At 39.7% G+C, this 17,914-nt stretch carries 19 protein-coding genes and 1 pseudogene; 17 read left to right on the forward strand and 3 right to left on the reverse strand.

The window, feature by feature from the left end:
• Positions 1 to 15: 15 nt before the first annotated feature.
• Both rpsT and coaA read right to left on the reverse strand, forming a co-directional pair.
• On the reverse strand, positions 16 to 252 hold the full coding sequence (rpsT, locus tag D7D53_RS02755) for a 30S ribosomal protein S20 (protein WP_001274000.1): 237 nt from the start codon (positions 250 to 252) through the stop codon (positions 16 to 18).
• Positions 253 to 319: 67 nt separating this feature from the next.
• A complete protein-coding gene (coaA, locus tag D7D53_RS02760) occupies positions 320 to 1,240 on the reverse strand; it encodes a type I pantothenate kinase (RefSeq protein ID WP_120770048.1) in 921 nt (306 codons plus the stop codon).
• A gap of 198 nt (positions 1,241 to 1,438) precedes the next feature.
• Here coaA and D7D53_RS02765 point away from each other — a divergent pair, with 198 nt between their 5' ends.
• The 9 genes from D7D53_RS02765 to D7D53_RS02805 all read left to right on the forward strand — a co-directional run bounded on the left by D7D53_RS02765 (position 1,439) and on the right by D7D53_RS02805 (position 9,807).
• A complete protein-coding gene (locus tag D7D53_RS02765; RefSeq protein ID WP_120770049.1) occupies positions 1,439 to 1,843 on the forward strand; it encodes a hypothetical protein in 405 nt (134 codons plus the stop codon).
• A gap of 210 nt (positions 1,844 to 2,053) precedes the next feature.
• The gene (locus tag D7D53_RS02770) at positions 2,054 to 2,644 is read left to right on the forward strand and encodes a class I SAM-dependent methyltransferase (protein WP_120770050.1); all 591 of its coding nucleotides are present in this window, start codon (positions 2,054 to 2,056) and stop codon (positions 2,642 to 2,644) included.
• Positions 2,641 to 3,918 carry a pyrimidine-nucleoside phosphorylase gene (locus D7D53_RS02775; protein ID WP_120770051.1) on the forward strand — a complete coding sequence of 426 codons (1,278 nt, stop codon included), beginning with the start codon at positions 2,641 to 2,643 and terminating at the stop codon, positions 3,916 to 3,918. The genes D7D53_RS02770 and D7D53_RS02775 overlap by 4 nt, the downstream gene beginning before the upstream one ends.
• Positions 3,919 to 3,937: 19 nt before the next feature.
• Positions 3,938 to 4,600 (forward strand): deoxyribose-phosphate aldolase, encoded by a 663-nt coding sequence (gene deoC / locus D7D53_RS02780; protein ID WP_120770052.1) that lies wholly within the window; start codon positions 3,938 to 3,940, stop codon positions 4,598 to 4,600.
• On the forward strand, positions 4,587 to 4,976 hold the full coding sequence (locus tag D7D53_RS02785; protein WP_120770053.1) for a cytidine deaminase: 390 nt from the start codon (positions 4,587 to 4,589) through the stop codon (positions 4,974 to 4,976). Before deoC ends, D7D53_RS02785 begins: the two co-directional genes overlap by 14 nt.
• An 89-nt stretch (positions 4,977 to 5,065) precedes the next feature.
• Complete coding sequence (locus D7D53_RS02790; RefSeq protein WP_001036137.1) at positions 5,066 to 6,118, forward strand: BMP family lipoprotein; 1,053 nt, start codon at positions 5,066 to 5,068, stop codon at positions 6,116 to 6,118.
• 143 nt (positions 6,119 to 6,261) lie between these two features.
• Positions 6,262 to 7,797 carry an ABC transporter ATP-binding protein gene (locus D7D53_RS02795; protein ID WP_120770054.1) on the forward strand — a complete coding sequence of 512 codons (1,536 nt, stop codon included), beginning with the start codon at positions 6,262 to 6,264 and terminating at the stop codon, positions 7,795 to 7,797.
• On the forward strand, positions 7,790 to 8,848 hold the full coding sequence (locus tag D7D53_RS02800) for an ABC transporter permease (RefSeq protein WP_120770055.1): 1,059 nt from the start codon (positions 7,790 to 7,792) through the stop codon (positions 8,846 to 8,848). The genes D7D53_RS02795 and D7D53_RS02800 overlap by 8 nt, the downstream gene beginning before the upstream one ends.
• Before the next feature lie 2 nt (positions 8,849 to 8,850).
• Positions 8,851 to 9,807 (forward strand): ABC transporter permease, encoded by a 957-nt coding sequence (locus tag D7D53_RS02805; RefSeq protein ID WP_000029124.1) that lies wholly within the window; start codon positions 8,851 to 8,853, stop codon positions 9,805 to 9,807.
• 39 nt (positions 9,808 to 9,846) lie between these two features.
• Here the strand turns inward: D7D53_RS02805 and plsY are convergent, their stop codons facing one another.
• Entirely contained in the window at positions 9,847 to 10,488 is a 642-nt protein-coding gene (gene plsY, locus D7D53_RS02810; protein ID WP_120770056.1) for a glycerol-3-phosphate 1-O-acyltransferase PlsY, read from the reverse strand.
• A 135-nt stretch (positions 10,489 to 10,623) separates the two neighbouring features.
• On the opposite strand from plsY, the gene parE reads away from it, so the two are divergent.
• The 8 genes and pseudogenes from parE (at position 10,624) to D7D53_RS02855 (ending at position 17,909) form a co-directional block, all read left to right on the forward strand.
• Positions 10,624 to 12,573, forward strand: a complete 1,950-nt coding sequence (gene parE / locus D7D53_RS02815; RefSeq protein ID WP_120770057.1) for a DNA topoisomerase IV subunit B — start codon at positions 10,624 to 10,626, stop codon at positions 12,571 to 12,573.
• A 1-nt stretch (position 12,574) separates the two neighbouring features.
• Positions 12,575 to 13,219 carry a hypothetical protein gene (locus D7D53_RS02820; protein ID WP_120770058.1) on the forward strand — a complete coding sequence of 215 codons (645 nt, stop codon included), beginning with the start codon at positions 12,575 to 12,577 and terminating at the stop codon, positions 13,217 to 13,219.
• Positions 13,216 to 14,322 (forward strand): DGQHR domain-containing protein, encoded by a 1,107-nt coding sequence (locus D7D53_RS02825; protein WP_120770059.1) that lies wholly within the window; start codon positions 13,216 to 13,218, stop codon positions 14,320 to 14,322. The genes D7D53_RS02820 and D7D53_RS02825 overlap by 4 nt, the downstream gene beginning before the upstream one ends.
• Positions 14,323 to 14,515: 193 nt before the next feature.
• Positions 14,516 to 15,265, forward strand: a pseudogene (locus D7D53_RS10160) (DUF6261 family protein).
• Between the two features lie 62 nt (positions 15,266 to 15,327).
• Complete coding sequence (locus D7D53_RS02840) at positions 15,328 to 15,873, forward strand: hypothetical protein (RefSeq protein WP_120770062.1); 546 nt, start codon at positions 15,328 to 15,330, stop codon at positions 15,871 to 15,873.
• A gap of 1 nt (position 15,874) precedes the next feature.
• The gene (locus D7D53_RS02845; protein ID WP_120770063.1) at positions 15,875 to 16,213 is read left to right on the forward strand and encodes a hypothetical protein; all 339 of its coding nucleotides are present in this window, start codon (positions 15,875 to 15,877) and stop codon (positions 16,211 to 16,213) included.
• Positions 16,214 to 16,360: 147 nt separating this feature from the next.
• Positions 16,361 to 17,194 (forward strand): aminoglycoside 6-adenylyltransferase, encoded by an 834-nt coding sequence (locus D7D53_RS02850; protein WP_120770064.1) that lies wholly within the window; start codon positions 16,361 to 16,363, stop codon positions 17,192 to 17,194.
• Positions 17,175 to 17,909: a CPBP family intramembrane glutamic endopeptidase gene (locus D7D53_RS02855; protein WP_120770065.1), complete on the forward strand. Its 735-nt coding sequence runs from the start codon at positions 17,175 to 17,177 to the stop codon at positions 17,907 to 17,909. Before D7D53_RS02850 ends, D7D53_RS02855 begins: the two co-directional genes overlap by 20 nt.
• Positions 17,910 to 17,914 lie beyond the last annotated feature (5 nt).

The raw sequence follows: 17,914 nt of genomic DNA on the forward strand, positions 1-17,914 counted from the left end.
TCTATGGACTGTTTCTTATTTAGCAAGTTTAGCTGAAAGACGAGCTTTATCGCGACTTGCTTTGTTTTTGTGAATCAAACCTTTAGTTTCTGCTTTATCGATAGCTGAGCTAGCAGCACGGAAAAGTTCTTCAGATGGGTTTGCTTCGAAAGCTTTGATAGCAGTACGCATAGCTGATTTTTGAGCTGAGTTCTTTTCGTTTTGTTTAACGTTCAATTCAGCGCGTTTGATAGCTGATTTAATGTTTGCCAATGTTCTTACCTCCATATTTACTAACTATACCATTATATCTGAAAACTTACGTTTTGACAAGGGAAAATTATTTTTTTAAGTAAATTTCATCGATTTCATGGTTCTTTGTTTTATGAAGAATCACTTCTGCACGATTTCTAGTTGGTTCAATATAATTTTGTAGATTTGTGAGATTGATACTGGTCCAGACTTGATGGGCAAAGGATTCCACTTCCCCAATCGGCATTTGTGTAAAACGATAATAGTAGCTATTAGGGTCGTTTTGGGCTAGACTCAGCATCTTCAAGAAACGGTCCAGATACCAACTCTCGATGTCATCGACTGCAGCATCAACATAGATGGAAAAGTCAAAGAAGTCAGTAATGTAGAGACGCTCGTTTTGTGGATTTTGAAAGACATTTATTCCCTCAACAATGACAAAATCAGCTGCTTTTACTCGTTGTTTTGCTTCAGGAACGATGTCGTAGACTTCATGAGAATAGACAGGAATATCCACATCTTGTCCATTTTTGATGTGATCCAGGAAGTTGAGAAGAGCTTCCATATCATAGCTTTCAGGAAATCCCTTGCGATTTAAAATCCCTTGTTCAATCAAGGTCTGGTTGGGATAGAGAAAGCCATCAGTTGTTACCAACTCAACCCTAGCATCTGTAAGCGTACGGGACAGTAGGATTTGAAGTAGGCGACTGGTTGTGGATTTTCCAACGGCAACACTCCCAGAAACCCCAATAACAAAAGGTTGGGATTTGCTTTCACGTTGAAGAAAAATCCCTTTTGAAAAGGCCAAATCATCCTTGGTACGCTTGTAAATCTGGATGAGATGGGCTAGGGGAAGATAGACATCGGTAACATCCTGCAAGCTAATCTGGTCATTAAAACTCTTGATAGATTCCAATTCTTCTTCTGTCAAAGGAGGTGTTGTCTTCCGATGTAACGATTGCCAAGTCTGGCGACTGATTTTTTCAAAATGTAAAAATTCGTTGGTCATGTGTTTTCCCCTAGATATTTCGTCTATCATACCATAAAAAGCTAAAAAAATAAAGCGGTTTCTTGAATGCGGTAAGTCAATAGTATATAATATAAGTAGATAGAGGTTGACCAATTTATTGATGAAGTTGGAGATGGTTTACTGGTTTATAAGGTTATAAAGGGGGCATTTTAGTTCACAACTTGTAGGAGGTGTACTATGAAAATCTTAAAACGTTACACATTGGAACTTTGTTTTATTTTAAGTTTTGCACTACCTTTTATAAAAGGGGCGAATGCGGATAATGGTAGACGCTTTGTGGAAACCTATTACGGTTTTACTTTTTTGATGGAACATGCTATTGTAACAGCTATCTTTATCTGTTCGCTCTTGATTGCTTGCCTACTAAAAAAACGGTGGACGAAATGGCTTGCTTCTGGAAGTTATCTATTTTTGATTTTGTGGATTGCTACAGAAGGGTATCTCTTCCGTATGTCGCTAGAAGATTTGATACGACTTTGGACAAGTTTGGAAATCCTGACAAAAACGTATCAGTTGGGCTTTTATCTAAACATCCTGTTGGGAATTTTGTTGATAATTAAGTATCTGAAGGTTAAGCAATAGTAATAATAAATACGCCCGATTATAGATGATAAACTTTTTGTTTTATCCTGACTATGATATTTCTAGTTCTAAATGGTTTATCATTTATCTATAAGTGTTGAAAGAGATTGAAGAAAAGGTTTTACCTACTAGCTTTCTTCAGTCTTTTTCGTTTTATTATCAATTTGTAAACGATTTACAATTTAAGTCAAATTATGGTAAAATAGTTTCATGAGTAAAATGTATTATGCAGAGAATCCTGACGCTGCTCACGACATTCATGAGTTGAGAGTGGACTTGTTGGGAGAAAAAATGACCTTTTTGACGGATGCGGGTGTTTTTAGCAAGAAAATGGTTGACTTTGGCAGTCAACTTTTGCTCAAGTGTCTTGAGGTCAACCAAGGAGAGACTGTCCTTGATGTAGGTTGTGGTTATGGGCCTCTGGGCTTGTCTTTGGCTAAGGCTTATGGAGTTCAGGCGACCATGGTCGATATCAATAATCGTGCCTTGGATTTGGCGCGACAAAATTCTGAACGAAATAAAGTAGAAGCGACGATTTTCCAGTCTAACATCTATGAACAAGTTGAAGGGAAATTTGACCATGTCATTTCTAATCCTCCTATCCGTGCGGGCAAGCAAGTGGTTCATGAAATCATTGAGAAAAGTAAAGATCTCTTGGAAACTGGTGGAGATTTAACAATCGTTATCCAGAAAAAGCAAGGGGCTCCAAGCGCTAAGTCAAAGATGGAGGAAGTGTTTGGTAATTGTGAGATTGTCAAAAAAGATAAGGGATACTATATCCTTAGAAGTGTGAAAGAATGAGAGCAGTTGATTTAATCCAAAAGAAACGAGATGGTCAAGAACTGACTTCGAGTGAAATTGAATGGTTAGTTGAAGGCTATGTGTCAGGAACTGTCCCTGATTATCAGATGTCTGCCTTTGCTATGGCTGTCTATTTCAAAGGAATGACGACACGAGAAATCTCAGATTTGACTATGAATATGGTTAAGACAGGTCAAGAGTTTGATTTATCAGCTATTGATGGGGTTAAGGTTGACAAGCATTCTACGGGTGGTGTTGGTGATAAGGTGACCTTGATTTTAGCTCCTTTAGTAGCGAGTTTTGGAGTTCCAGTCGCGAAAATGAGTGGTCGTGGTCTCGGCCATACGGGTGGAACAATTGATAAATTGGAGTCCATTAAGGGATATCAAGTGGAACGAAGTCAAGAGGATTTTATTCGTCAGGTTCAGGATATTGGTGTATCTGTCATTGGGCAATCAGACCAGCTTGTCAAAGCAGATAAGCTTCTCTATGCCCTTCGTGATGTGACCGCAACTGTTGACACGATTCCTTTGATTGCGAGTTCGGTGATGAGCAAGAAAATTGCTGCAGGGGCGGATGCTATTTTGCTTGACGTAACTGTCGGTGAGGGTGCCTTCATGAAGACGGTTGATGAGGCGCGTGAATTGGCTCAAACCATGGTGGAACTTGGTAAGGCAGTTGGTAGAAAAACGGTAGCAGTCATTACGGATATGAGTCAGCCCTTGGGACGAGCAATTGGAAATCGTCTCGAAATTCTTGAAGCACTGGAGATTTTACAAGGTCAAGGTCGTCAGGATATTACCCACTTCATCTGTGAATTGGCTCAAATTATGCTTGGTTTGGCTAATGCGAACAAGACAGTGGAAGAAGTTCGCCAACATCTTGACAATGGTAAGGCACTGGCTAAGTTTGAGGAAATGGTCCAAGCCCAAGGTGGAGATTTAGAAGAGTTGTATCGTCCTGTAAATGTAGCCCATGTAGTGGAAATCCCTGCTCAGGAAACGGGTGTCATTTCAGCTCTTCCAGCTATGGAATTTGGGCTTTATGCTATGAGACTGGGGGCAGGCCGTGCAGTCAAGTCTGATGTCTTAGACTATGAAACAGGAATTGTTTTTGAAAAGAAAGTTGGAGATTCCGTTCAAAAGGGAGAAATTGTTGCAAAAGTATACACAAATGGAAAAATTTCTCCTCAGCTAGTTACAGATTTTCAAAAATATGTTAAAATAAATGATAGTGTGCAAAGTTTACGAGAAATTATAGAAATAATCTCATAAACTGCAGGAGAATCCGAATATGAAATTAAATAAATATATCGATCATACACTTTTGAAACAAGATTCGACAGTAAATCAAATTGATTGTTTGTTGTCTGAAGCTAGAGAGTATGATTTTGCCAGTGTTTGCGTTAATCCGACCTGGGTTGAACATACTAAAAAAGGGCTTGAAGGCACAGATGTCAAGGTCTGCACAGTAGTCGGTTTCCCACTGGGAGCAACAACTTCAGCCGTGAAAGCATTTGAAACCAAAGAAGCTATCCAAAATGGTGCAGATGAGATTGATATGGTGATCAATGTTGGAGCTCTCAAAACAGGTAATCTTGATTTGGTTGAGTCGGATATTCTCGCAGTAGTAGAAGCAAGTGGTGACAAGTTAGTGAAAGTCATTATTGAAGCTTGCCTACTGACAGACCAAGAAAAAGTTGTGGCTTGCCAATTAGCTCAAAAAGCTGGAGCTGATTTTGTTAAAACATCTACTGGCTTTTCAACTGGTGGTGCTACGGTAGCAGATGTCACGTTAATGCGTGAAACAGTTGGACCTGATATGGGAGTCAAGGCTGCTGGCGGAGCTCGTTCTTATGCAGATGCTCTTGCCTTTGTGGAAGCAGGTGCGACTCGTATCGGAACGTCAGCTGGGGTAGCCATTGTAAAAGGAGAATTGGCTGATGGCGACTACTGAGTTGATTGAACTAGCAATTGAAACCAGCAAGAAAGCCTATGTGCCCTATTCTCATTTTCCAGTCGGAGCTGTTCTAGTGGCGAAAGATGGTAGTGTTTATACAGGTGTCAATATTGAGAATGCCAGCTATCCTTTGACCAACTGTGGAGAACGTACAGCGATTTTTAAAGCAGTTTCCGAAGGTCAAAGAGAGTTTTCAGAATTGATTATCTATGGTCAGACTGAAAAACCAATCTCGCCATGTGGTGCTTGTCGCCAAGTGATGGCTGAATTTTTTGAACAAGATCTAAAAGTGACCTTAGTCGCAAAAGATAAATCGACGGTCGAGATGACGGTCGGGGAGTTACTTCCATACTCTTTTACAGACTTAAACTAGTCTGAGTCGCTCTCTGAGTGGCACGGTCCTTGTGGCCAACCAATCCATACTTGCAACATCGTTGCACATCTTATTTAGGAGGTTCAGTAATGAACAAGAAACAATGGCTAGGCCTTGGTCTAGTTGCAGTGGCAGCAGTTGGACTTGCTGCATGTGGTAACCGCTCTTCTCGTAACGCAGCTTCATCTTCTGATGTGAAGACAAAAGCAGCAATCGTCACTGATACTGGTGGTGTTGATGACAAATCATTTAACCAATCAGCTTGGGAAGGTTTGCAAGACTGGGGTAAAGAACACAATCTTTCAAAAGATAAAGGTTTCACTTACTTCCAATCAACAAGTGAAGCTGACTACGCTAACAACTTGCAACAGGCGGCTGGAAGTTACAACCTAATCTTCGGTGTTGGTTTTGCCCTTCACAATGCGGTTGAAGAAGCAGCAAAAGACCACTCTGATTTGAACTATGTCTTGATTGATGATGTGATTAAAGATCAAAAGAATGTTGCTAGCGTAACGTTTGCTGATAACGAAGCTGCTTACCTTGCGGGTGTTGCAGCAGCTAAAACAACTAAAACAAAACAAGTTGGTTTTGTAGGTGGTATTGAGTCTGAAGTTATCTCACGTTTTGCAGCTGGATTTAAAGCTGGTGTTGAGTCAGTAGACCCATCTATCAAAGTACAAGTTGACTACGCTGGTTCATTTGGTGATGCTGCTAAAGGTAAAACAATTGCAGCAGCACAATATGCAGCTGGTGCAGACGTTGTTTACCAAGCGGCAGGTGGAACAGGTGCGGGTGTCTTTGCAGAAGCAAAATCACTCAACGAAAGCCGTTCTGAAAGTGAAAAAGTTTGGGTTATCGGTGTTGACCGTGACCAAGTAGCAGAAGGTAAGTACACTTCTAAAGATGGTAAAGAATCAAACTTCGTTCTTGTATCTACTTTGAAACAAGTTGGTACAACTGTAAAAGATATTGCTAACAAAGCAGAAAAAGGTGAATTCCCTGGCGGTCAAGTGATCGTTTACTCATTGAAAGATAAAGGGGTTGACTTAGCAGTAACAAACCTTTCAGAAGAAGGTAAAAAAGCTGTCGAAGATGCTAAAGCTAAAATCCTTGATGGAAGCGTAAAAGTTCCTGAAAAATAATGGATGGAAGTCATTTCTTAGGAAGCGGCCCTCGGTCGCTTTTTTAAGAGTTGAGACAAAGTCATTTTGTCTCAGTAAAGCTTGCTACTAGAGAAATTAGCAAGTTTTATTGAAATAAAATAAGACTCTGAAAGGAAGAGCACATGGCACACGAAAATGTCATTGAGATGCGTGATATTACCAAGGTGTTTGGCGAATTTGTTGCTAACGACAAAATCAACCTGCATCTACGAAAAGGTGAAATTCATGCACTTTTAGGAGAAAATGGGGCTGGTAAGTCTACGCTCATGAACATGTTAGCAGGGCTTCTTGAACCAACCAGTGGTGAAATTGTGGTCAACGGTCAAGTTGTCAACCTCGACTCACCATCTAAAGCAGCTAGCTTGGGAATCGGAATGGTTCACCAGCACTTTATGTTGGTAGAAGCCTTCACAGTGGCTGAAAACATCATTTTAGGTAGTGAATTGACTAAAAATGGTGTGCTAGATATCGCTGGAGCTAGCAAAGAAATCAAGGCTCTTTCTGAACGTTATGGCTTAGCTGTTGACCCTTCTGCCAAGGTAGCAGATATCTCAGTTGGAGCCCAACAACGTGTAGAAATTTTAAAAACCCTTTATCGGGGGGCTGATATCCTTATCTTTGACGAACCAACGGCCGTTTTGACTCCATCAGAAATTGATGAGTTGATGGCTATTATGAAAAATCTTGTCAAAGAAGGAAAATCAATTATCTTGATTACCCACAAGTTGGACGAGATTCGAGCAGTTTCTGACCGCGTTACAGTTATCCGTCGTGGGAAATCAATTGAAACTGTCGAAATTGCAGGGGCTACCAATGCTGATTTGGCAGAAATGATGGTGGGACGTTCTGTTTCCTTTAAAACAGAGAAACAAGCCTCTCAACCAAAAGAAGTGGTCTTGTCTATCAAAGATTTGGTGGTCAATGAAAACCGCGGTGTCCCAGCTGTGAAAAATCTGTCCTTGGATGTTCGTGCTGGAGAGATTGTTGGTATTGCAGGGATTGATGGAAATGGTCAGTCTGAACTCATTCAAGCAATTACAGGTCTTCGCAAGGTTGAATCTGGAAGCGTTGAGCTAAAAGGAGATTCAATTGTGGGCTTGCACCCACGTCAGATTACAGAGTTGAGTGTTGGGCACGTTCCAGAAGATCGTCACCGTGATGGCTTGATTTTGGAAATGATGATTTCTGAAAATATTGCCCTTCAAACTTACTATAAAGAACCACATAGTAAAAATGGAATTTTGAACTATTCAAATATTACCTCTTATGCTAAAAAGCTAATGGAAGAATTTGATGTTCGTGCTGCCAGTGAATTTGTTCCTGCAGCTGCACTCTCAGGAGGAAATCAACAAAAAGCAATTATTGCTCGTGAAATTGATCGTGATCCTGATCTCCTTATCGTCAGCCAGCCAACTCGTGGTTTGGATGTCGGTGCCATTGAATATATCCACAAACGCTTGATTGAAGAGCGTGATAATGGTAAGGCTGTCCTTGTTGTCAGCTTTGAATTGGATGAGATTTTAAACGTCTCAGACCGTATTGCCGTTATCCATGATGGTAAGATTCAAGGTATTGTATCACCAGAAACAACCAATAAACAAGAACTAGGTGTCTTGATGGCTGGTGGAAACTTGGGAAAGGAGAAGAGTGATGTCTAAAAAATTACAACAAATTTCGGTTCCCTTGATTTCTGTCTTCCTAGGGATTTTACTTGGAGCCATTGTCATGTGGATCTTCGGTTATGATGCTATTTGGGGCTACGAGGAATTGTTCTACACTGCCTTTGGTAGCCTGCGTGGGATTGGAGAAATCTTCCGTGCCATGGGACCTTTGGTCTTGATTGGTCTTGGTTTTGCCGTTGCCAGTCGGGCTGGTTTCTTTAACGTCGGACTTCCTGGTCAAGCTTTGGCAGGTTGGATTCTTAGTGGTTGGTTTGCCCTGTCGCATCCAGATATGCCACGTCCCTTGATGATTCTAGCAACTATCGTGATTGCCTTGATTGCTGGAGGAATTGTCGGAGCGATTCCGGGTATTCTGAGAGCCTATCTAGGGACGTCAGAGGTTATCGTAACCATCATGATGAACTATATCGTCTTGTATGTAGGAAATGCCTTTATCCATGCTTTCCCTAAAGATTTCATGCAAAGTACAGACTCAACCATTCGTGTTGGGGCTAATGCAACCTATCAGACACCTTGGTTGGCTGAGTTGACTGGTAATTCGCGGATGAATATTGGTATTTTCTTTGCTCTCATTGCCGTTGCAGTCATTTGGTTCATGCTCAAGAAAACTACTCTTGGTTTTGAAATTCGTGCAGTTGGTCTTAATCCACATGCTTCAGAATATGCTGGTATTTCTGCCAAGCGGACTATTATCCTATCTATGATTATTTCAGGTGCCTTGGCGGGTCTTGGTGGAGCTGTTGAAGGACTTGGAACCTTCCAAAATGTCTATGTTCAAGGATCGTCATTAGCTATCGGATTTAACGGGATGGCGGTTAGTCTTCTTGCGGCCAACTCACCAATTGGTATTCTCTTTGCAGCCTTCCTATTTGGTGTTCTCCAAGTTGGAGCCCCAGGTATGAATGCGGCGCAGGTACCATCTGAGCTTGTCAGCATTGTAACAGCTTCTATTATCTTCTTTGTCAGTGTTCATTATCTTATCGAACGCTTTGTCAAACCGAAAAAACAAGTTAAAGGAGGTAAGTAAAGATGTCTATTACAACCTTGCTCACCCTCTTGGTGTCTTCTATGCTGATTTACTCAGCGCCCCTCATCTTTACAAGTATCGGTGGTGTTTTCTCTGAACGTGGTGGTGTGGTAAACGTCGGTCTTGAAGGAATTATGGTTATGGGTGCCTTTTCTGGAGTTGTCTTTAACCTTGAATTTGCTGAACAATTTGGAGCAGCAACTCCTTGGTTATCCTTGCTTGTGGCAGGATTGGTTGGTGGTCTCTTCTCTATCATCCACGCAGCAGCGACGGTTCATTTCCGTGCAGACCATGTTGTTAGCGGTACGGTATTGAACTTGATGGCGCCAGCCTTGGCTGTTTTCTTGGTTAAAGTTCTTTATAACAAAGGACAAACCGATAACCTAAGTCAAACTTTTGGACGCTTTGACTTCCCAGTCTTGGCAAATATCCCAGTGATTGGTGATATCTTCTTCAAGTCAACTAGTCTTCTTGGTTACTTGGCGATTGCCTTCTCTTTCCTTGCTTGGTTTATCCTCTTCAAGACTCGATTTGGTCTTCGTCTCCGCTCTGTCGGTGAACATCCTCAAGCAGCTGATACCTTGGGAATCAATGTCTATAAGATGAGATATTTAGGGGTTATTATTTCAGGTTTCCTAGGTGGAATTGGTGGAGCGATTTATGCTCAATCCATCTCAGTTAACTTCTCAGTGACAACTATTGTTGGACCTGGATTTATCGCCCTTGCTGCGATGATCTTCGGAAAATGGAATCCAATCGGAGCCATGCTATCTAGTCTCTTCTTTGGACTTTCACAAAGTTTGGCTGTTATCGGTTCTCAATTGCCATTCCTACAAGGAGTACCTGCGGTTTACCTTCAAATCGCACCTTATGTTTTGACCATTCTTGTCTTGGCAGCCTTCTTTGGAAAAGCAGTCGCACCAAAAGCAGATGGTATCAACTATATCAAATCAAAATAAGCATACAAAAAAACGTCAGTTCATTCATGAACTGACGTTTTATTTTTTAGGATGTTGGTTGGTTAGGTTCAATCCCCAAGGGACTAAATTTTCAGTCTTGTTTTTGATACGAGCGATATTGTCCTTATGGCGAATGATAATCAAGCTAGCAAGAGCTAGGATAATAGCGATGAAGAGAGGGTCATAGTTGCTCAGGATAAAACCAAAAAGTGGAAAGAGTAGAACTCCGATGACAGCCGCGATAGATGCTGTGACACTAGATAGTGAAATCATACTACCAAGATAGAGGGTTCCAAAGAAAACAACTGCAAGGTAGAGACAGAAGACAGGTGCAAATCCGAAAACCACTCCAGCACTGGTTGCGACAGCCTTACCACCCTTAAATCCTGCAAAGATAGGAAAGGTATGGCCAATAACAGCCAAAAGTCCAAAGATGAGAGGCGAAACACCTTGCAGGTGAAACATAATCGGAAGAAGAGTTGCTAGGGTTCCTTTAAAAAAGTCAATTACAAAGGTTGCCATACCAGCTTTCTTACCTAAAATACGGAAGGTATTGGTTGTTCCAGTGTTACCAGAACCATGTTCACGCAGATTGATTTGAAAGAATACTTGTCCAATCCAGAGACCAGACGGAATCGAACCCAGCAGATAGGCTAGGATTAATAAAACTATTGTAATCATACTACTATTATATCATGAAATGGAGAAGAAAGGCAGAGAATCTCTTCTGAAATTGTCACAGCGGAGAAAGAAAAATTTTGCAAAATCCTTAGAAAACCTGTAGAATAGTAAAGATGAACGAATAGGAGGTTCCTTGTGTCAAAAAAGGAAATCAATATTAATAATTATAATGATGATGCCATTCAGGTGCTAGAAGGGTTGGATGCGGTCCGAAAACGTCCAGGGATGTATATCGGATCGACCGATGGAGCTGGTCTCCACCACCTAGTCTGGGAAATCGTCGATAATGCTGTCGATGAGGCCTTGTCTGGATTTGGTGATCGTATTGATGTGACCATCAATAAAGATGGGAGTTTGACTGTACAAGACCATGGACGTGGGATGCCGACAGGTATGCACGCTATGGGAATTCCAACAGTTGAGGTTATCTTTACCATTCTTCACGCCGGAGGAAAATTTGGTCAAGGAGGCTACAAGACATCAGGTGGTCTCCACGGGGTTGGCTCTTCCGTAGTTAACGCCCTTTCTAGCTGGCTAGAAGTTGAAATCACTCGTGATGGGGCAATCTATAAGCAACGTTTTGAAAATGGTGGCAAACCTGTTACGACTTTGAAGAAAATCGGTACAGCGCCCAAGTCTAAGACAGGTACCAAGGTTACGTTTATGCCTGATTCGACTATCTTTTCTACGACAGACTTCAAGTACAATACCATTTCAGAGCGCCTCAATGAATCAGCTTTTCTCTTAAAAAATGTGACCTTATCTCTGACGGACAAACGAACAGATGAAGCGATTGAATTCCACTATGAGAACGGGGTGCAGGACTTTGTTTCTTACCTCAACGAAGACAAGGAAACCTTGACACCAGTTCTTTACTTTGAAGGTGAAGAAAATGGTTTCCAAGTGGAAGTAGCCCTCCAGTATAATGATGGATTTTCAGATAACATTCTATCCTTTGTCAATAACGTTCGTACCAAGGATGGTGGAACGCATGAAACGGGACTTAAGTCTGCCATTACCAAGGTTATGAACGACTACGCGCGTAAGACAGGTCTTCTCAAGGAAAAAGATAAAAACCTTGAAGGGTCAGACTATCGTGAGGGGCTAGCGGCCGTTCTTTCTATCTTGGTTCCGGAAGAACACCTCCAGTTTGAGGGACAGACCAAGGACAAACTAGGAAGTCCACTAGCTCGCCCGGTTGTGGATGGAATTGTGGCGGATAAGTTGACCTTCTTCCTCATGGAAAATGGGGAGCTTGCTTCTAACCTCATCCGTAAGGCTATCAAGGCTCGTGATGCTCGTGAAGCGGCTCGCAAGGCGCGTGATGAGAGCCGGAATGGTAAGAAAAATAAAAAAGATAAGGGCTTGTTGTCTGGGAAATTGACTCCAGCCCAGTCTAAGAATCCAGCTAAGAATGAACTCTATCTAGTCGAGGGGGATTCTGCCGGAGGTTCTGCCAAACAAGGCCGTGACCGCAAGTTCCAGGCAATCTTGCCTCTTCGTGGTAAGGTTATCAATACAGCTAAAGCCAAGATGGCGGATATCCTCAAAAATGAAGAAATCAATACCATGATTTATACTATTGGTGCGGGTGTTGGAGCAGACTTCTCCCTTGAAGATGCCAACTATGACAAGATCATTATCATGACTGATGCGGACACCGACGGTGCCCACATTCAGACTTTACTCTTGACATTTTTTTACCGCTATATGCGTCCACTAGTTGAGGCAGGCCATGTCTATATCGCTCTTCCTCCTCTTTACAAGATGTCCAAAGGAAAAGGCAAGAAAGAAGAAGTGGCCTATGCTTGGACAGACGGTGAACTAGAAGAACTCCGCAAGCAGTTCGGCAAAGGCGCAACACTCCAACGATATAAAGGTCTTGGTGAGATGAACGCGGACCAACTCTGGGAAACAACCATGAATCCAGAAACCCGCACCCTCATCCGTGTTACGATTGAAGATTTAGCACGCGCTGAACGTCGTGTTAATGTCCTCATGGGAGACAAGGTCGAACCACGACGTAAGTGGATTGAAGACAATGTCAAGTTTACGCTGGAGGAGAGTGGAGAGATGGTGTTTTGAGATGAAAAATAACAAAATACATAAAATAAAAATATCTTTAAAAAATAAAATAAAAAGTTTTTTTAAAAATATTGATTGGGGAAAAGTACGTTTAAATGTGTTACTAACAGCTGTGATTCCAATTATACTTTTTACAATCCCTGTAACTTCTCCAACTTTCGAATGGAGTAACTGGGGTAGCAGTATTGTAGAGAAGCTCCAACAAGGCATACTATTTAGTACAATAATAAGTATAGCATCAAATATTGTGCTATCTTATAGGACCCGATTTAGAGGGTTGCTTTCAAAAAAATCTCAAGACAATATTGAGCATGGTATTCAACTGTTAACATTTTATTCCAATCTCTCGATTATTATCTCTTCTTTCGTTCTAATGCTTTTATCTGCTTTCTACTATGGACAAATTAGAAGTAATTCACTATTAAATTGCTTCGGACTTGTTATTGAAGTAGTATTATTTATTCTGATTCAACTTCTATATGGATATTCTGAAGGATCAATGAGAGAAGATGATGGCAGTAATATTGAAGAATTAGTACAAAAAGCTGAAGAACAGAGAAATGCAAGTGAAAAGAAAGATTTCCGAGATTTGGAAATAGACAATGATTTTGATTTATTACGAGAAAGGAGAGAGGAGAATAGATGAGAGATACGGTTAACTTCCCTAAAGGAATGGAAGTAAATCAAGGTGATGGGGTGTATAATTTCATACTTACTACTGGAAGAGCTTCTGATATCTTAAAAATTTCAGAAGTTAAGAGATTATCTGACTTTGAAAATGGTATTCAAAGATATTTAAATGATGCTAGAGCTAATGCAATTAAAGATTTTTGTTATAGGAAAGATGCAATCTTTCCAACACCGATTATTGTATCCTTGAATTCTGATTTTATTGATGATCAAGAAAACGAGTTGAAAATTAGCTTTGACTCTGATTTTGATTCAGCTAAACCATTTACTGTTATTGATGGACAGCATAGACTTGAAGGAATTAAAAGGTATATGGAAAAGGAAAGAGATAAAGATTTTGAACTTCCTTTAATCATATACCAGGATGCTGATCAAGCTACTGCGGCTGAAATATTTGTAGCAATTAACGCAAATCAAAGACAGGTGGATAGTTCAACCATTAGCCAACTTTTTGGAATTATTTATAGTGAGAGATCTGATATTTATACTGTAGAATCTTTTACAGCTCGGGTAGTAAAACTTCTTAACGAGAATGATGTTTCTCCATTTAAAGGAAAGATTAAGATGTTAGGTAAGAAAGAGAGAAAGGATCAATTTATATCACAGGGGACTGTTGCGAAAAAAATCTCTCAGTTTGTTACTTCAAATAGTACAAAGGACAATTTAACAATTGAAAAATATGATTCAAATGTTTTACTCAGAAATGAGAAAAAGGTGTTTAGAAATTCATTCAAAAAAAATCAACCAGCAGAAGTTGCTAAAGATATAATAAATCTTTTTGGTGCATTTGAAATTGTATACCACGAAATTTGGAATGGAGAAGGATTGTTAATAAAAAAGGCGGTTGGTTACAGTGCAATGATGTATTTTTTAGAAAAACTATTGTTAAAAGATATAAAAGGTGCTAGAAATTATTTTGATATATTTGAAAAGAATAAAGAACAGAACTCCAAAAAACTATTAGAAATTTTTTCTTCTGATAGGGGATCTAGCGAAAGTGTTGCTAGAAAAATATCAAAGGAATTAATGCAGTTATTTGGCATTGGAGAAATGGATTAATATAATCTCCCACAAGAAATCATTTCCTTATTCCTAAAACAAGAAATCACACCTGAGGAGTATCTTGTCTGGGGGAATAAATCAACACACACATGTGTGTGTTGATTTATTGGAGTATAATACGAATATTTAGATATGTTCTGAATTATTTTAGGGCAAAAAATTAAAAATACATCATTGAAAGAGGAGTTTTATGAAAAAAGAATATGGAATCACGAGTTTAACTGTACTCAATTTAGAAAACAACGAATTCTTCTAACTTCTATCTGAGAGCAAGGACGAGTTAGGGGCTTTTACAAAAGCCAATAAGTCTGAGCAGGTTTACGCAACGAAGCTTGGAGATATAGAAAAACTTCTTGAGACCTTGCAAGCTGGTTTGCACCGTTCCAAGGCCAGTCAAATGGTGGTTAGTCTGGAAGCGTCTGATCGTGAGCGTGATGATGCGCTTTCTACCTTGACCAGTTTGGTCAAGGCCTTCTCTCGTGTCAAAGAGGCAGGTAGCAAGGAAGTTTACGACAAACTCAGCAAACTTTTCAAAAATTATGCTGGGCTAACGAGTATAAGCTGCGAAAAGGAGACAGAAGCTATTAACCATTTACTCAAGGAGCTAAAAGATACGGACTACCAAACTGCCCTTTCAACCCTGCATTTGAAAACTCATGTAGAAACCTTAATAAAGGCGTAGGCTCAGTTTGAAAAAGCCTATAAGGAGCGCCTGGCTGAGCAAAAAGGAAAGGCACCTAGTCAAAATAAGGAAGTTCGTGCTAAACTGCAAGAAATCTATGACTTCCTTGTGGACTTTACTGCAATCAACGCATATGCTTATCCAGATAAGAAGCAGTATGCCGATCTCCGTGACCATCTCAACGCTATCCGTAGTCGCTATAAAAAACGCAAACCAAGCAAAAGAATTACCCCAACACAACCAGAAGAAGCAAAGTAGGTTGTTCTGTTTAATTTATGCCAGTCAAAATAAATCTTAGAAAGTGAATATAGGATATAAAGATGAATGAATTAGTGATTGGATTATTTGCGGCTCTGTTAGGTGCAATTGTGTCAATCTTTACCTTATATACCAATTATAGAAGTTCTTTAGATAGCATTTCAGGCTGGCGCTCAAAGCTTTTTGATGCAGCTTCTGCTAAAGAAATTACGCTTAAAGAAGTTCAGGTGTTAAGGACAGCTCTACGCTATGAACCAACTAAGGAAGTCCAAGAATACACTTTTACTTGGATATCTAATATCATGATTTACTATTGTGATTATATTTCGTTAAAGTATTTTGAACATCATGAAACAAGTCTTTTGTATCAAGAACAGGTAATCATTAGAGTATTTATCAGGTGTCTGTTGAAGAACCATTGGGAATACAATGCTTCTATGGTATCTTCGTTGAAATTCTTGAAGATTCATTACAAAGCTTCAAAACAACCAGAATTTATTCGTGAAACGTATGATAAAGCAAAGGCAATAAGTAGGACCTTAGAGAATGACGATGAAGAATACGATCTGATTGAAAAAATCAATAAAAAGATGATGGGAAGTGCATGAAATGAAACTTGAACTAGATGTTAAAATTAATAAAAATGGTGAAGATAAGATAAATAAATTTTCTACTCAAGATTATTTGGATAAATATGTAAAACTTGATACGCCTAATCCCGATTCATTTGGCTCGGCAGATGAATCATGCTGCAAGAAAATTGGAGGATGGCTATTGACTAATATATTTAGCATGTATTTGATTTTCTTATATGTAATTGTAGGGGTTAATTTTGCAAGTGATCAAGGCTGGCTAGGGTTGAAGGAAATTAAACATCAAACAAATGTATTAGCTGTTTTGTTAGTAGTTTTTCTTATTATTAATAATCTGTTTAAAAAGAAGAAATAAAAACAAAGATGGCTGTCAAAGTCATGAAAAAACTAGTCATAGGATTTTTCAAAGAATTTGATAACGAAAAAATTCCAGCTGATAGTCCGCTTTATAGACATACCCTCTACAGAATCGAGAGTTTTCACTAAAAAGGTAGGTATTCCTATGAGAACTGAACCCGAAATGCTAGATTTAATTTTGCAAACTGCAAAAGTGCTACAAGTCGATGCTGTCGCCATGTCCGGTTCGCGGACAAATTCACAAGCTCCAAAAGACGAATTTCAAGACTATGACGTAGTCTATGTTGTAGAGAATCTGGACGAGCTGATTACAGATTTATCTTGGTTGGACAAGTTTGGCAAACGCATTATCGAGCAAGAAGTTGGTCTTGGTCAACGTCGTCTATACCTCATGCTTTTTGAAGATGGCAATCGTATCGATTTGACTCTTTGCCCTAAAGAACACATTAAAGAGTGGGTGGATAGTGAGGCAGGATTCATAGTTTTAGCAGATGAGAAGGGCTTGTTTGAGTCATATTTTCCCAGCCCAGAGCGTTTCTGGATACATCCAGCTACTGAGACAGATTTTAAAAATTCCTGCAATGAATTTTGGTGGGTTTCCGCCTATGTAGTCAAGGGCATTTGTCGTAATCAGCTCATCTATGCGACTGACCATCTCTACGGCATTTGTCAACAAGAGTTATTAAAAGTCTTAGCTTGGCAAGTTGCAGCTGATGAGGAAAAAGTAGACGTCGGCAAGAATAATAAGTATCTTTTTAACTATTTACCTAATACGAAAGAGAAAGAATTCTCAAGTCTAGTTGATTTCTCCAGTTTAGACAAAATCACTCAGTCTTTGTTTGCTACGATGGAACTTTTCCACCGAGAGGCTGAGTTCCTTGCTCAAAAAATGGGATTTGACTATGAGAAGGAAGTGGCTGAGAAGATGATTAAGTATGCTGAGGAGAGACTCGAAACAAATGAAACATTTACAAAATAATAAGATAACAAAATTTTTACTGATGAGTTTTCTCATTTCTTGGGGATTTGGTTGGGGATTGCTCGCTTTTCTGACGCAAATGAGCCTCTTAAGTCTAACAAGTCCACTAGGAGTTTTTCTCCATTTACTAGGAGGTTTCGGTCCAACCATTGCAGCCATTTCTTGTTTGCCTCAAAAATCCATTAAAAGCATAGTCTCTTTTATCTTAGGGGACTCAAAGAAACATATTTTGTTATTTCTTTTACTAATTTTCGTGCAGACAGGTGTCATCGCTTTCTCCTCTAAGGAACTTAATCCAGCTTTTCCACTAGGAAATTTGTTTGTTGTTTTTTTGAGTGCAGTCTGTGTTTATGGTGGCGAAGAAGAATTGGGATGGCGAGGCATCTTGCAACCAACTTTGGAAACTAGATTCTCCTTTTGGATTTCCGGTTTGATAACAGGTTGTATTTGGGCAATATGGCATGTACCGTTATGGTTTGTGATTGGAAGTTCCCAAAGTGGGATACCTTTTATATTATTCAGTCTATTTGCAATTTATCTCAGTATTCTTCTAGCAGCTATTTTCAAAAAGACTAAGTCGGTCCTTTTTTGCGCCATTTTTCACGGCCTAATTAATACCCTATTTAGCTTATTTGTTATTAAAATTAATCTTTTATTCATCCTAGGATTAGTAGGATTGCTCTTCTTTTCTCACTACCTACAAAGAAACAGTTAAATTTA

Origin of the sequence: Streptococcus gwangjuense (assembly GCF_003627155.1) — a bacterium.
Lineage (GTDB): Bacteria > Bacillota > Bacilli > Lactobacillales > Streptococcaceae > Streptococcus > Streptococcus gwangjuensis.